This is a genomic window from Microbacterium sp. NPDC056569, assembly GCF_042793475.1.
GTDB lineage: Bacteria > Actinomycetota > Actinomycetes > Actinomycetales > Microbacteriaceae > Microbacterium.
Genome location: NZ_JBHTUV010000003.1, coordinates 1 through 14,390, shown reverse-complemented (window position 1 = coordinate 14,390; position 14,390 = coordinate 1). Strand labels below are relative to the sequence as shown.

13 protein-coding genes are annotated in these 14,390 nt (G+C 72.6%); 5 read left to right on the top strand and 8 right to left on the bottom strand.

Going from position 1 to position 14,390, the window contains the following annotated elements:
* Nucleotides 1-51 precede the first annotated feature (51 nt).
* The 3 genes from ACFQ7C_RS04370 (at nt 52) to ACFQ7C_RS04360 (ending at nt 2,342) form a co-directional block, all read left to right on the top strand.
* On the top strand, nt 52-210 hold the full coding sequence (locus ACFQ7C_RS04370) for a hypothetical protein (protein WP_169583593.1): 159 nt from the start codon (nt 52-54) through the stop codon (nt 208-210).
* A 243-nt stretch (nt 211-453) separates the two neighbouring features.
* The gene (locus tag ACFQ7C_RS04365; protein ID WP_378898299.1) at nt 454-1,554 is read left to right on the top strand and encodes a fatty acid desaturase family protein; all 1,101 of its coding nucleotides are present in this window, start codon (nt 454-456) and stop codon (nt 1,552-1,554) included.
* Between the two features lie 44 nt (nt 1,555-1,598).
* Nucleotides 1,599-2,342, top strand: a complete 744-nt coding sequence (locus tag ACFQ7C_RS04360) for a GAF and ANTAR domain-containing protein (protein ID WP_378898298.1) — start codon at nt 1,599-1,601, stop codon at nt 2,340-2,342.
* A gap of 6 nt (nt 2,343-2,348) precedes the next feature.
* Here the strand turns inward: ACFQ7C_RS04360 and ACFQ7C_RS04355 are convergent, their stop codons facing one another.
* The 5 genes from ACFQ7C_RS04355 to purD form a co-directional block, all read right to left on the bottom strand.
* Nucleotides 2,349-3,002: a response regulator gene (locus ACFQ7C_RS04355; RefSeq protein ID WP_378898297.1), complete on the bottom strand. Its 654-nt coding sequence runs from the start codon at nt 3,000-3,002 to the stop codon at nt 2,349-2,351.
* Nucleotides 2,999-4,189: a sensor histidine kinase gene (locus tag ACFQ7C_RS04350; protein ID WP_378898296.1), complete on the bottom strand. Its 1,191-nt coding sequence runs from the start codon at nt 4,187-4,189 to the stop codon at nt 2,999-3,001. The genes ACFQ7C_RS04355 and ACFQ7C_RS04350 overlap by 4 nt, the downstream gene beginning before the upstream one ends.
* Nucleotides 4,190-4,193: 4 nt before the next feature.
* A complete protein-coding gene (locus ACFQ7C_RS04345; protein WP_378898295.1) occupies nt 4,194-4,895 on the bottom strand; it encodes a DUF2306 domain-containing protein in 702 nt (233 codons plus the stop codon).
* A gap of 84 nt (nt 4,896-4,979) precedes the next feature.
* Complete coding sequence (locus ACFQ7C_RS04340; protein WP_378898294.1) at nt 4,980-5,369, bottom strand: hypothetical protein; 390 nt, start codon at nt 5,367-5,369, stop codon at nt 4,980-4,982.
* 3 nt (nt 5,370-5,372) lie between these two features.
* A complete protein-coding gene (gene purD / locus ACFQ7C_RS04335) occupies nt 5,373-6,647 on the bottom strand; it encodes a phosphoribosylamine--glycine ligase (RefSeq protein ID WP_378898293.1) in 1,275 nt (424 codons plus the stop codon).
* Nucleotides 6,648-6,945: 298 nt separating this feature from the next.
* Between purD and ACFQ7C_RS04330 the strand changes: the two genes are divergently transcribed.
* Nucleotides 6,946-7,314: a sterol carrier family protein gene (locus ACFQ7C_RS04330; RefSeq protein ID WP_378898292.1), complete on the top strand. Its 369-nt coding sequence runs from the start codon at nt 6,946-6,948 to the stop codon at nt 7,312-7,314.
* Between the two features lie 91 nt (nt 7,315-7,405).
* Here ACFQ7C_RS04330 and ACFQ7C_RS04325 read toward each other — a convergent pair whose 3' ends face one another.
* The 3 genes from ACFQ7C_RS04325 to ACFQ7C_RS04315 are packed head-to-tail and all read right to left on the bottom strand — an operon-like array spanning nt 7,406 to nt 10,472.
* A complete protein-coding gene (locus ACFQ7C_RS04325; RefSeq protein WP_378898291.1) occupies nt 7,406-8,227 on the bottom strand; it encodes a heme ABC transporter ATP-binding protein in 822 nt (273 codons plus the stop codon).
* Entirely contained in the window at nt 8,224-9,324 is a 1,101-nt protein-coding gene (locus tag ACFQ7C_RS04320; RefSeq protein ID WP_378898290.1) for a FecCD family ABC transporter permease, read from the bottom strand. The genes ACFQ7C_RS04325 and ACFQ7C_RS04320 overlap by 4 nt, the downstream gene beginning before the upstream one ends.
* On the bottom strand, nt 9,321-10,472 hold the full coding sequence (locus ACFQ7C_RS04315; RefSeq protein WP_378898289.1) for a hemin ABC transporter substrate-binding protein: 1,152 nt from the start codon (nt 10,470-10,472) through the stop codon (nt 9,321-9,323). Before ACFQ7C_RS04315 ends, ACFQ7C_RS04320 begins: the two co-directional genes overlap by 4 nt.
* 145 nt (nt 10,473-10,617) lie before the next feature.
* Here ACFQ7C_RS04315 and ACFQ7C_RS04310 point away from each other — a divergent pair, with 145 nt between their 5' ends.
* Complete coding sequence (locus ACFQ7C_RS04310; RefSeq protein ID WP_378898288.1) at nt 10,618-14,250, top strand: HtaA domain-containing protein; 3,633 nt, start codon at nt 10,618-10,620, stop codon at nt 14,248-14,250.
* The last annotated feature ends 140 nt before the right edge of the window (nt 14,251-14,390 follow it).

The window sequence follows — 14,390 nt, the reverse complement described above, 5'->3', positions numbered from 1 at the left end:
CGGCGTGTCAAGAGGTTGGTCGGAGGCGCGGCCGCCGCCCACCATGGTGACATGACCGGACTCGCAGTGATCCTGCTCATCGTCGGAATCGTCCTGCTGCTGCTCGGCGTGTTCATCGAGGCAGCGAAGTTCTTGCTGTGGATCGGCCTCGTCATCATCGTCATCGCGGTGATCGCCTGGCTGATGCGCTTCATCCGCCGTCAGACCTGAGTCCCCCAGCTCGGGTCCCGAGGACGTTCGGGCACTCATCCGTGCCGGGGCGTCGTCCGGACGCCGGCGCAGCGCGTCCCCCAGCCCGCCGCGCCGGCGTCCGTCTTCCGTGCCCGCGCCTGAGAACTTGCCACCAGCCTGCGCGCAGCGGTGCGCCGAGGCGTAGCCTGAGCCCAGGGATGTCCCGGACCCCGACATCCTCGGTTCGCATTCGAGTGCGGCCGGAGGATCGGGGCTGAGGACATGACCGACCAACTCACCGGTGACGGCGTCCGCATCGCTGTCGCTCGCACGACCCGCGCCCCGAACGACTTCACCGAGCTCGCGAAGATCATCGGATCGAGCGGGCTGATGCGTCGCCGCTACGGCTACTACTGGACGAAGCTCGTCGGCGTGGTCGTCGCGCTCGCCGCGGCGCTCACCGCGTTCGTCCTGATCGGCGACACGTGGTGGCAGCTGTTCACGGGTGCGGTCCTCGCGGTCCTCTTCACGCAGATCGCGATGCTCGGGCACGATGCGGCGCACCGGCAGATCTTCGTGTCGGGGCGCTGGAACGACTGGACCGCGACAGTGCTCGGCAACCTGCTCGTGGGCATGAGCTACGGCTGGTGGCAGCACAAGCACACCCGTCATCACGCCAATCCGAACAAGCTCGGGTCGGATCCCGACATCGAGCTGCCCGTCGTGTCGTTCACGCCCGACCAGGTCTCGCGACGCGCCATGAGCTTCGGACCCCTGGTCGGCTGGGTGCTGGCGCATCAGGGGATGTTCTTCTTCCCGATCCTGCTGCTCGAGGGCCTCGCCCTCCATGCTTCGAGCGTGCGCCGGGTCGTGTCGCGCGAGCCGTTGCGCCGGCGGCCGGTCGAAGCCGGGTTCCTGGCGGTGCGGATCGCCGGCTACCTCGCGCTGGTCTTCTTCGTGCTCTCGCCGGGCATCGCGTTCGTGTTCCTTGCCGTCCAGCTCGGGCTGTTCGGCGTCTACATGGGGCTGTCGTTCGCGCCGAACCACAAGGGCATGCCGCTGGTGCCCGCCGACGTCCGGCTCGACTTCCTGCGACGGCAGGTGCTGATGAGCCGCAACATCCGCGGCACCCGCCTGCTCGATGTCGTCATGGGCGGGCTCAACTATCAGATCGAGCACCATCTCTTCCCGTCGATGCCGCGTCCCCATCTCAGGAAGGCGTCCGGAACGATCAGGGAGTACTGCGTCGCGCACGACGTCCGGTATACCGAGACCGGGCTGTGGGAGTCGTACCGGATCGTGGCGCGCTACATCAACCGCGTCGGACTCGGGGAGCGCGACCCGTTCGAGTGCCCCCTGCTGCAGCAGCGCCAGGCCGTCTGAGGCGCTGTCGCGGTGTGGTCGCGTCGCCGTACAATCGCGACGAGATGGAACCGAGTCGCGAGGGCGCGCTCGTGGACGCGTTCGTGAATCTGGCCGACACGCTCGTCGCGGAGTACGACGTCGTCGACCTCCTCAGCACGCTCTCGCAGCTGAGCCGGGACATCCTCGCCGCGACGGATGCCGGCATCCTCCTCACCGGTTCCGGCGACCGGCTCGAGGTGGTGGCCGCGTCGAGCGAGCGCAGCCATCTCATCAGCGTCATGCAGCTCGCCGCCGACGAGGGGCCGTGCGTCGAGGCGTACCGCTCCGGGGGGATCGTGGCCGTCCACGGGTGGGCGGCGATCTACGCGCACTGGCCGCAGTTCGCGACCTCCGTGCGCCGGCTGGGCTACGAGTCGGTGCTCGCGGTGCCGATGCGGCTCCGCGAGGATCGACTCGGCTCGCTCAACCTCTTCTACGATCGGGATGCGCCCGCGTCGGAAGAGGACCGCAAGGCCGCCCAAGGGCTCGCCGACGTCGCGACGATCAGCATCCTCCACGAGCAGACCCTGAAGGAGCGGACCCTGGCCCGAGACCAGCTGCAGAGCGCGCTCGACAGCCGTGTCGTCATCGAGCAGGCGAAGGGGGTGATCGCCCATGCGGAGAACGTCGACATGGACGAGGCCTTCCGCCGCCTCCGCACCCGGGCTCGCGAGAGCCGGGCGCGGATCTCAGAGGTCGCCCGCGAGCTCATCTCAGGGTCGCCGGACGAGGGACGCTCCGGTCGCCCGGGCACACCGTCGTATTAGGCGCGCTCAGCGCCGGCCGCGGCCGCGCTCGTGGGCCCAGATCGCGAGCTCGACGCGGTTGCGGGCGCCGAGCTTGGTCATGATGCTCGCGAGGTGCGTCTTCACCGTGCTGAGTGAGACGTGAAGCTCGTCGCCGATCTCGCTGTTGCCGAGCCCGCGGGCGACGCCCGCGAGCACCGCCTCCTCCCGCTCGGTGAGCGGGCTCGAGGGCGGGGTGACCGGTTCCGGCGTCTCACCCGCGAACGCCTGGATCAGCCGCACCGTGACGTTGGGGTCGATGAGCGCGTCGCCCCGCGCGGCCGCGCGCACTGCCTCGGCGAGCAGCACCGCGCCCGCGTCCTTGAGGAGGAACCCGCGGGCTCCCGAGCGCAGTGCCTCGTACACGTACTCGTCGAGGTCGAATGTCGTGATCACCACGACCGGGATCGGGTCGGCGACGTCCGGGCCGGCGAGGGCTCGGGTCGCCGCGAGCCCGTCCATCTCCGGCATCCGGATGTCGAGCAGGCACACGTCTGGCCGAAGGCTTCGGGCGAGGGCTACCGCCTCCGCGCCGTCGGCCGCCTCGCCGACCACCTCGATGTCGGGCTGAGCGTCGAGGATCATGCGCAGGCCGGTCCGCACCAGGTCTTGGTCGTCGGCGACGAGCACACGGACGCTCATGGGGTCCATCCTGCCCGGGGGAGTGTTGCGGCGACCACCCAGCCGCCGCCAGGAGCCGGGCCGGCCTCGCACGTCCCCCCCAGCAGCGCCGCGCGCTCGCGCATGCCGGTGATCCCGTAGCCGGGAGGGGCGACGGATGCTGCGCCCCCGCCGTCGTCGCGCACCTCGAGCCGCACGCCATCGGCGTCGACATCGACGCCCACCTCTATCCGGGTGGCACCGCGAGCATGGCGGCGGGCGTTCGTCACGGCCTCCTGCGCGATCCGGAACACCGCGGCGGCCACGGTCGGCGGCACGCTGTCGAGGTCACCACCGAGGCGGACGACGACGGCAGGGGTCGCAGCTGGGGCCACGCGCCCAGAGGCTCCGGGCGACGCGCCAGCGGCGCCTGGAGGGGGCGTGGGGACCGTCCGCTCGAGAGCACGGATGTCGGCGAGCCCCGGAGTCGGTGCGAGCGCATCGTCGGGCGCACGCAGCACGCCCACCATCGCGCGCATCTCGCGGAGCGTCCGCGTCGCCTCCGCCTCGATCGCGCGGAGAACCTGCATCGTCGCACCCGGGTCGGTCGCCGCCACGGCGGAGCCGGCCTGCGCCTGGATCGCGATCGCCGAGACGTGGTGCGCGACGGTGTCGTGGAGGTCGCGGGCGAGCTGCTCGCGCTCGAGCAGCCGCACCTGCTCCAGCTCGCGGGTGCGGGCCCGACGCCGCCAGCGCACGGCGAGGCCGAGCGTGCTCGTGGTCACCGCCACGGCGACGCCGCCGATGATGTCGGCGGGCTCGGGCGGCGTCGCGAGGAACGTGAGCAGCATCCCGATCACGACCAGCGCGCCGCCGCCGAGCATCGCGCGCCCGGAGCCCCACCGGAACACCGCGTAGAGGAGGATCAGAAAATACGCCGTCGTGTAGAGCTGCGGATCGCCCGCCGTCGCGAGACCGACGGTGGTGCCGACGGCGAAGGCGATCGCGAGCATCGTGAACGGGCGGGAGCGGCGCCACAGCAACGTCGAAGCGAGCCCGGTGAGCACGACGGCCCAGAGCCAGCGCCACGGGACATCGGTGCGGACGGATGCCTCGACCACCGCGAGCGCTGGGATCACGCTGACGAGCACCCAGTCGCGCCACACCCGCCGCGGCGGCGCCGGGACGGCCGCGGGCGCGTCCCAGAGCGCGCGGACCGGGCTCGTCATGCCCTCATGATAGGCGGGCACCGGTCGCCGCCCTCGGGGCGCCGCTGCGCCGGCGACCTGCGCGAGCGCGCCGCCGGATGAGGACCTCGGCGACGACGAGGTTGATCACCCAGCCCGCGGTCATCAGCGCCGTGTAGGTGAGGGGAGCGGGCGTGCCGGCCAGAAGCGTGTAGGGGAGGAACACGAGGACTTGCGTGCCGGCGCCCAGGCCGATCGCGTAGGCCCGCGTCATCCACGCGCTGTGCGTGCGCACGTCGCCGCGCCGGATCGCGACGAAGGCGAAGACGATGGCGCCGGCCATGGCGGTGCCCAGCAGCAGCCGGATCGCGGGCAATCCAGGCCCCGTGACCGCGGAGGGGATGTCGTAGAACACGGTCATCCACAGGGCCGACAGCGCCGAGACCAGCCCCGCGGGCGCCACGACGCGTCCCGCGATGCGGTGCCAGCGCCGCCGCCGCAGCGACGGCGCGAACTGCAGCGCCCCGAGCACGAGGAAGACGCTCGAGCCGATGATGTGCGCGACGACGGGGATCGGCGAGTCGAAGAACCGGGCGTTCTCGGCCGTGACCGTCGCCCCGGTCGTGAGCTGGGTGAGACGGGCCGAGCCGGCCACGATCGGCACGAGACTCAGGGCGATGAGCCCGCCGGGCACGAGACATTCGGTACGGCGGCGCGCGACCCTCGGGCGGGCGGTGGTGGTTGTCATGCCGCCATGTTCGCGAGAACGGATGCTGCGCCGCTTCGGCCGCCCGGCTCGAAACGTCTCGTCCGATCGGCCGAGGCGGCTCGGTCACTCCTCGCGGAGGCACCCGCCGTCGGCGTTCACGCCACCGAGGTCGATCGAGACGGTGCCCGAGGCGCCGACCGAGCCGTACACGCACCCGCCCGAGACCCCGGCGCCGAACAGCAGGCTGTCACCGGCGACGCGCGTCTCCACGTCGGCGGCACCGGCCTTCTCGAGGACGCCGCGCACGGCATCCTCGGTCACGCCGCCCGCAGCCTGCAGCGCCTGCAGCCCCGTGGTCGCGGCGGCCACGAGCGCCTCGTTCGCGACCTGGTGCGCCTGGTCCATCAGCTCGGTGCCCGGAGCGTCGATGTCGACGCTCGCCGAGCACCCCGACACGGCTCCGCCGGTGAGGACGAGGGCGATGGCGAGAGCGGATGCTGCGCGCCGACGCATGCGTCAGAGCCCTTCGGCGACGCGCGCGGCGATGTCGGTGCGGTGCTGGCCGCCTTCGAGGCCGATCGCGCCCAGCGCGCGGTAGGCGCGGTCGCGCGCCTCGACGAACGTGGTGCCGACGCCGACGACATTGAGCACACGGCCGCCCGTCGCGACGAGGCCGCCGTCGGTCTCGGCGGTGGCGGCGTGGGCGAGGTGCACCCCGTCGACAGCCTCGGCCTCGCGCAGGTTCGTGAGGGCGCGACCGGTCACGGGCGACGCCGGGTAGCCCTCGCTCGCGAGCACGACCGTCACGGCGACGTCGTTCGCGAAGGCCGGAAGGGGGAGATCCTCGAGATGACCGGATGCTGCGGCCAGCAGCAGCTCCGACAGCGGGTCGACGAGCCGGGGCAGCACGACCTGCGTCTCGGGGTCGCCGAAGCGCGCGTTGAACTCGATGACCTTCACGCCGTCGTCGGTCAGGATGAGGCCGGCGTAGAGGAGTCCGATGAACGGTGTGCCCTCAGCATCCAATTGACGGATGACGGGCTCGGCGATGTCGCGCGTGACGAGCTCCACGAACTCGCGCTCGCTGCCGAACTTGCCGTCGAGCCACGGCAGGGGGGAGTACGCGCCCATGCCGCCGGTGTTGGGGCCCTCGTCGCCGTCGAGCAGGCGCTTGTAGTCCTGGGCGGGGCTGAGCGGCAGCACGTGGTCGCCGTCGCTGAGGAAGAAGAGCGACACCTCGGGGCCCGAGAGGAACTCCTCGACGAGCACGGCGCCCGACGGCAGGTACTCGTCGGCGTGTGCGAGGGCAGCCTCGCGGTCGGAGGTCACGATGACGCCCTTGCCTGCGGCGAGCCCGTCGGCCTTGACGACGTGCGGGGCACCCAGTTCGTCGAACGCGGACGCGACCTCGGCGCGCGTGTGCGCGCGCACGGCGCGACCCGTCGGAACCCCGGCGGCCTCCATGATGCGCTTCGCGAAGGTCTTCGACCCCTCGAGCTGTGCGGCCGCCTTGCCCGGCCCGAACACCGGGATGCCGCGCTTGCGGACCGCGTCGGCGACGCCGGCGACCAGGGGGGCCTCCGGGCCGATGATGACGAGGGCGATGTCGTGGTCGATCGCGAACTGGCTGACCGCCACGGGGTCGTTCTGATCGAGGGCGACGAGCTGTGCGTCCTGCCCGATGCCGGCGTTGCCGGGGGCGGCGAAGATCTCGTGCTCGGCCTCCTCCGACCGCAGCGCCAGGATGATGGCGTGCTCCCGCGCGCCCGAGCCGAGAACCAGGATCTTCACGCCTTCCAGCCTACCGGCGGCCCTTCCCGCTGTTTCGGGTCGTCCTGCTCCCGTCGCCATGTTCGTAACTCAGGAAGGTTGCGGTCTGGCGAGCGCGGAACGGGGTCTGCGCGGCATCCATCCTGAGTTGCGAACCGGGGAGCGGGAGCCTACCGGCGGCCCTTCCCGCCGTTTCGGGTCGTCCTGCTCCCGTCGCCATGTTCGTAACTCAGGAAGGTTGCGGTCTGGCGAGCGCGGAACGGGGTCTGCGCGGCATCCATCCTGAGTTGCGAACCGGGCAGCGGCGTAGCCTGGCACGATGGCCCGCAAGATCTCGACCGACGATGGCCGCGCCGCCCTGAGCGCGGTCGCGGCGGCGGCGGCGGCATCCGTCCCGCCTGCTCGCACCGACAACGCGACGGCCGTGCGCTATCTGCTGCAGCTGCTGGCCGAGAAGGCGCCGGGAAACTCCGTCGAGGTGCGGGTGCCGCCGTTCGGCGCGGTGCAGGTGGTCGAAGGCCCCCGGCACACGCGCGGCACGCCGCCCAACGTCGTCGAGACGGATCCCGCCACGTGGATCGCCCTCGCCACAGGCGCGGAGCAGTGGACGGATGCTGCCGCCGCGGGCCGCATCAGCGCCTCGGGCACGCGCGCCGACATCTCGGACCTGCTGCCCCTGCGCCCCTGATCCCCCGACGCGCCCCGCCCCGCGTCCAGGAATCGCGAAGGAGAAAAACGCACGGATCGCGTGCGGAAATCTCCCCTTCGCGATTCCGGCGTCAGCGACGGGGCATGACCACCGGGGCGCCCGACACCGGGTGGGGGAACACGTCGACCCGCTGGCCGTAGACCTCCCCGATCGCCGCTGCCGTGAGCACTTCCGCCGGCGTGCCCGACGCCACGACCCGGCCCCGCGAGAGCAGCGTCACACGGTCGGCCACGCCGAGAGCCGCATTGAGGTCGTGCAGGACCACCGCGACCGCCGCGCCCTCGCGCGCACGATCGCGCGCGATGCGCAGCACATCCTCCTGATGCTTGAGGTCGAGCGCCGCGGTGGGCTCGTCCAGCAGCAGCACATCGCACGCCTGCGCGAGCACCCGCGCGAGGGCGGCCCGCGCGCGCTCGCCGCCCGACAGCGACGTCACCCCGCGCGCGGCGAGCGGCACGAGGTCGGTCACCTCGAGCGCGCGCGCCACCGCCGCGTCGTCGTCGTCCTCGGCGGGGGTGCGCGCCCACGGCGCACGGCCCATCCGCACGACCTGCTCCACCGTGAAGGGGAACGACACCGCGTTCTGCTGCAGCAGCACCGCGCGCCGCTGGGCGAGAAGGCGCGGACGGATGCTGCCGAGCGGCGTCCCGTCGAGGCTCACGTCGCCGGCGTCCGGGGCGATGTCGCCCGCGAGCACGCCGAAGAGCGTCGACTTGCCCGCGCCGTTCGGGCCGACGAGGGCGTGGAGCTCGCCCGCCCGGACGTCGATCGCCGCATCGCGCAGCACCGGGCCCGCCGCCCCGTGCGGCGTCACGGTCACGCCGCGGGCGCGGAGCCGCACGGCCCCCGAGGCGACGGCGGCGACAGGGGGCGCAGCATCCGTGACGATCATCCCCAGCCCCCTGCCTTGCGGCGCGCGCGCAGCAGCAGCCACAGGAAGAAGGGGCCGCCGACGAGCGACGTGATCATGCCGATCGGCAGGTCGGCGAGCGGCACCGCCGTGCGCGCGATGAGGTCGGCGACCGCGATCAGGAGTGCGCCGCCGAGCGCGCTCGTGACCATGAGCGGCAGGTGCGCGGGTCCGATGGCCATGCGCATGAGATGCGGCACGACGAGTCCGACGAAGCCGATGATGCCGGCGAACGCGACGGCCGCGCACACGAGCAGCGCGACCATCACGATCACCACGACCCTCAGCAGCTCGACCCGCACGCCGAGGTGTCGCGCGGTGCGCTCGCCGAGGGCGAAGAGGTCGAGGCGGTGCGCGACGTACGCCGCTGCGGCCACGCCGATCGCGACGAGCGGGGCGACGAGCGCGATGTTCCGCCACAGCGCGCCGTTGAGGCTGCCGAGCTGCCAGAACACGATCTGCTCGCGCGTCGAGGTCGTGCCGAGGAACGTGAGGAACGCCAGGCCCGCCCCCGCGATGGCGTTGATCGCGATGCCGGTGAGCAGCAGCGTCACGACCTCGGTGCGCCCGCCCGAGCGGCTGATCAGGTACACCGAGAACACCGCGATGAGGCCGCCGACGAAGGCGAAGGCCGGGGTCGTCCACATGCCGAACACCGCGAGGGAGAACGTCAGGCTCGCGGCGGCGCCGAACGCCGCGCCCGACGAGACGCCCACCACCGCGGCATCGGCGAGCGGGTTGCCGAAGATCGCCTGCATGAGCACGCCCGACACGGCGAGGGCCGCCCCGACGAGCAGGCCCAGCACGATGCGGGGGAGCCGGATGTCGAGGATCACGCCCGACGCGGTCGGCGCCTCCGGCGCCCACGACGTGTCGATCCCGACCGACTGCAGCAGCACCCCGATCACCTGCGCGGGGGTGAGCCAGTACTGCCCGAGTCCGAGCGACACGATGACGACGACCCCGATCGCCGCCGACAGCCCCGCCGCCACGAGCACGAACCGGCGACGGCGGTGCGTCGCCGGCACCTCGGTGACGACCTCCGCGGCGGCGGCCTCCGCCTCGAGCGTGCCTGTCACGACGCAGGCTCCGCGGCCGGGGTCGCCCCCGCCGTCGATGCCGGCGCGTACACCGCACGCGCCAGCGCGCGGATGACCTCCGCCGTGCGCGGCCCGAAGCTCAGGATCTCGGCATCCGCCATGTCGACCACCCGGCGGTGTGCGCCCGCCGGCGTCTGCTGCAGCGCCGGGATGCGCTCGAGCAGCCCGCCGACTCCGCCCACCGACGCCAGCCCGTCGGTCATCATGACGACGACGTCGGGCTGCGCGGCGACGAGGGCCTCGGCGGTCAAGGGCTTCATGCCCTCCCAGCCGATCTCGCTCGCGACGTCGACGCCGCCGACCGCTTCGATGAGCGAGTCCGCCCCCGAGTCGCGGCCGAAGATGTAGTAGACGTTCGCGCTGCCTCGCACGTAGAGGAACAGCATGCGAGGACGATCGGATGCTGCCGCCGGCGCGATCTCCGACACCTCGGCGCTCGCCGCCACGACGTCGGCGTCGAGCCGTTCTGCGAGCGCGTCGCCGCGGCCGGGCACGCCCAGCGCTCCGGCGATCTCCGACACCAGGTCGGCGACCGTGTCGGCGCGCCGCTCGCTGGAGACCACGACGACGGCGATGCCGGCGTCGCGCAGCTGCTGGCGCACCTCCTTGGGGCCGATCGAGGTGTCGGTCAGCATCACGGTCGGCGCGAGCTCGAGGATCGCCTCGGCGTTGAGCGTGTGCCCCGACTTCGTCACGACCGGCAGGTCGTCGGTGCCGTCGAACGAGGTCGACGAGTCGCGGCCGACGACCGCGTCGCCGAGGCCCAGACCGAACACGGTCGCCGCGATCGTGCCCGAGATGTCGACCGGCAGGATGCGGCTGACATCGGTGATCTCGACCGCGCGGCCCTCGGCATCCGTCACGGTCACCGGCAGGTCGGGCGCGTCATCGGCCGCGATCGGCTCGATCGCGTGCGACGCCAGGCACGCCGTGGAGGGTCCGGTCGCGGTGCGCGGGTTCTCGGCGAGATCCAGCGAAGCCAGGGGAACGGATGCTGCGGGGCAGTCCACGTCGACGGCATCGGCGGCCGGCGCGGCACAGCCGGCAAGGGCGACGGCCGCCACGAGCAGCGCGATCCCGCCGGCACAGCGCGCGGAAGCGCGGCGAGGGAGCAGAGTGCAAAACATTAGGTGAGCCTTACCTTAGGCTTGACGTCGGCTGTGAGAGTGCCCTACGTTCGAGTCGATATTAGGTTAGCCAAACCTAAGCAAACAAACCCGAATCGCACTGAAGCGCCGGTGCGCCTCGGCGTGCGCGGCGCCGGAGACACCCGTGAATACGCAGCCGTTCCTGGATCGCAGTCGCGCGAGCATCGCCGCGCTCCTCGCCTTCCTGCTCGTCGTGGCAGGAGCCCTCACCGCCGTCCCGGCGTTCGCCGCCGGACCCGCCGTCTCGGCCACGCAGGCCCCTCGAGCGGGCGGCACGATCACCGTGACCGGCTCCGGCTTCTCGGGTGTCGCTCCGGGCGTGTACGTCGGCGTCGGCCCGGCCGGACTCAGCGGCTTCTACGGTGGCGCGATGAGCGATGTCGTGTGGGTGTCGCCGGGCAACGCGGACGGCTCGACCGGTGCCGGTCGCACCGCGCCGATGACCACCGACGGCGCATTCAGCGTGCAGGTCACCGTTCCCGCCCTCGCCGACGGCGCGCAGTACGCGATCTATGCCTCGAAGGCGCACGGCCAGGGGATGACCGATCCCAGCCAGAACGCGACGACGGCCATCACATGGGAGCCGCTCCCCGCGGTCGCGACGACCACGACCCTGACGGTCGACCCGGCCGCGTCGAGCCTGGCCGGCGCGGACTTCACGCTCGGCGCGAGCGTCGAGCCCGCAGCATCCGGAACCGTCTCGTACTTCCACGGCGAGACGCCGCTCGGCTCCGCCGCCGTCGGCGCGACCGTCGCCGCGAGCATCGCGACCGCCGGCACCGCGCAGCTGAAGGCCGTGTTCACGCCCGCCGATCCGACGGCGTTCACGGGTTCGACCTCCGCCGTCGTGGCGTACGAGATCACCGCGCCGCCCGTCGATCCCGAGCCGGAGACCCCGACGCCCACGGTGACGGTCTCGAAGACGACGGGGCTGAACCCGGACGGCGAGACTGTCACGGTGACGGGTTGGGGCTTCGTGCCGAACCCCCCGGCAACGGATGGCACCCGGCAGCCGCTCGCCGGGAAGTTCGGCGGCTCGTACATCGTCTTCGGCAAGTTCCTCGATGTCTGGACGCCGTCTTCCGGTGCGCCGAGCTCGGCGCGACCGGGTACCGACACGAAGTGGGGTGTGCACGCGGCTGACGTCGCGTCCATCGGCGGCGCGGCGCGCGGGGGGATCGCGATCGCCGCCGACGGCACCTTCGAGACGACGCTGACCGTTTCGCGCAGCGAGGCGTCCGAGCTGCTCGCCGGAAACTACGGCGTCTACACCTACTCAGGAGCGGGCGCGAAGTACACCGCGTTCGAGACGTACACGCCGATCACGTTCGCCGAGCCCGCTCCGTCGCCGGCGCTGGCGGTCTCGACGACCACGGGCCTCGACCCCGAGGGCGAGACCATCACGATCACCGGCACCGGCTACAGCACCGCGGGCAAGGCGATCTACGGACCGACGGCGGGACAGCCCGCCGGTGTGTACGCGCAGATCGGCTGGCTCAAGGAGACGTGGCGCCCCTCTGCCGGCGCGGTCTCGGGCGACCGGTCGAATGCGTACTCGGTGTGGGTGCAGGGCGTGCAGACCCAGGCACCGTACCTGCAGTGGACCGACAACGGCGACGGCACGGCCGACTTCACCTGGACCGTCGAGATCGACGAGGCGACCCTCGAGGCGAAGCGTCTCGAACGGGCGACCCTCGCTGTGTTCACCGTCGGTGCCGGCGGCGTCGTGCAGGCGGTCAATGAGCTCGCCGTCCCCCTCGCCTTCGCGGACCCGACGCCCATTCCGGCCGTCGACGTGACGGTGACGGATGCCTCGGCCACCGCCGGCGCCACCGTCGAGGTCGTCGCGTCGAACCTCGGATATGCCACCGGCGCCTACGCCGCCATCATCGAGAAGGGCACCGAGTCTGCGGTCACGGCCGGCGACGGCTTCGCGGCTGTGCAGTACGTGCGCCCGATCTCGGGCGGCGCGTTCACGGTCGACCTCGTCGCCCCCGCAGCCAAGCTCGACCGCACGAAGCAGTACGAGGCGATCGTGTGGAAGCAGCACTCCAACCCGGGTGCCGACACGATCTACGCCCGCGGCGACGTGCCGTTCACCACCGACCACTGGGCGAGACTCTTCCCCGACGTGACGCCGCCGACCGGCCCGGAGCCTCCGATCGACCCCGGCACACCGGTGACCCCGCCGGCGGCGACGCAGGGCGGTTCACTCTCGTGGGCGATCTCGTCGAGCTTCGCGAGCTACATCACCGGGAACACGGCGAAGGGCAGCATCGCCGTGACGGCCGGAGCCACGCGCTCCGGCGGCCTGTTCCGGTTCGGCCAGGCGACCGGCAGCACGTACGACGCAGCGACCCACACGGGGACCATCTCGTACCGCGGGGCGGTCCGCTTCACCGGTCACGGCGGCGTCCTCGACGTCACGATCGCGAACCCGCAGGTGCGTGTCACCTCGGCGGACGCGGCGACGCTGTACGTCACGAGCGGCGGCGCGCAGGTCGCGTTCGCGAACCTCGACCTGTCGGCCGCGGTCCGCGCCACCGCGAACGGCACGGTCACGTACTCGCGGGTGCCGGCGACGCTCACGGCATCGGGCGTCGGTCAGGTGTTCCAGGGCTACTCGACGCAGCTCGACCCCGTGACCTTCACCATCGGGGTCGCGGCTGCGGCGCCGGCCGGCGCGACGGGCACGGTCGCCAGTGCGGCCCCAGCTTCGGCCACGCGCAAAGCGTCGATCCCGGCCGCGCCCCCGGCGTCGACGGGAATCGACCTCGACGACGACACCCTCGCCGCGCTGCAGAAGGGCGAGCCGGTGACGGTCACCGCGTCGGGCTTCACCCCGAACGAAGAGGGCATCCAGGTCGTCGTGTACTCGACGCCGACGCTCCTCGGCGAGGTGGCGGCGGATGCCTCGGGCAACGCCACCTGGACCGGTGCGCTGCCGGCGACCCTCGCCGACGGCGAGCACACGCTGACGTTCCAGGGGTCCGTGGACCGCGGCATCCGTTTCACGCTCGCCCGCGCGGCGATCGCGACCGGCTGCGTCGTCGACGCCGCGAGCCTCGCCTGGGGCTTCAAGGAGAGCTTCCGCACGTACATCGAGGGCATCGCGGGCGGCGGGTGGGAGCTGACCGGCGTCGCGTACGAGTACCCCGAGTTCGTCTGGAGCACGGGGACGGGAGCAGTGGATGCTGCGACCCGCACCGGTCTCGTCACCTATGGCGGCAGCATCCGCTTCACCGGTCACCAGGGCGCACTCGACACGACGCTGTCGAACGCCCGGGTGGAGCTCGAGGGCGACACCGGCTACCTGGTGTTCGACGTCAGCGGCACGACGCAGGACGGTGAGCCGGTGACGGCCGCGGGCATCCGGTTCACGGAGTTCGCCCTGCCCGACCTCGAGGTGACCGACGACGGGCTCGTGCTCGACGCGCTGCCCGCGACCCTGACCGAGGCCGGCGCCGCCGCCTTCGGCACCTACGCGGCGGGCGACGAGCTCGACCCGGTGTCGGCGGTGCTCCCCGTGACCGCGGACTGCGCGGTCGCCGCGGCGCCCGTCGAGGACGAGGAGGTGCCGGCCGCCGAGTCGGCCGAGGCCTCGGCCGGGGCGCTCTCCGCCGACCAGACGACGGCGCCCCTGTGGCCCTGGGCGGTCGGGGGGATCGCCCTGGCGCTCGGGATCGGCGCCGTGGTCTGGATCGTGGTCTCCCGCCGCCGTGCGACGGCCGGCGGCGGAGACCAGACGACCGCCTGACCAGCGGCTGTCACCCCGGCGGGGGCCCCCGCGCGGGGGGCGCGCGGGGGGGCCCCCCCCACCCGCGCCCGCCGCGCCCCCCCCCCCCCCCCGGGTGGGTGGGGGCCGATGGGACCCCCGGCCCCGGGGTGGGGGGGCGT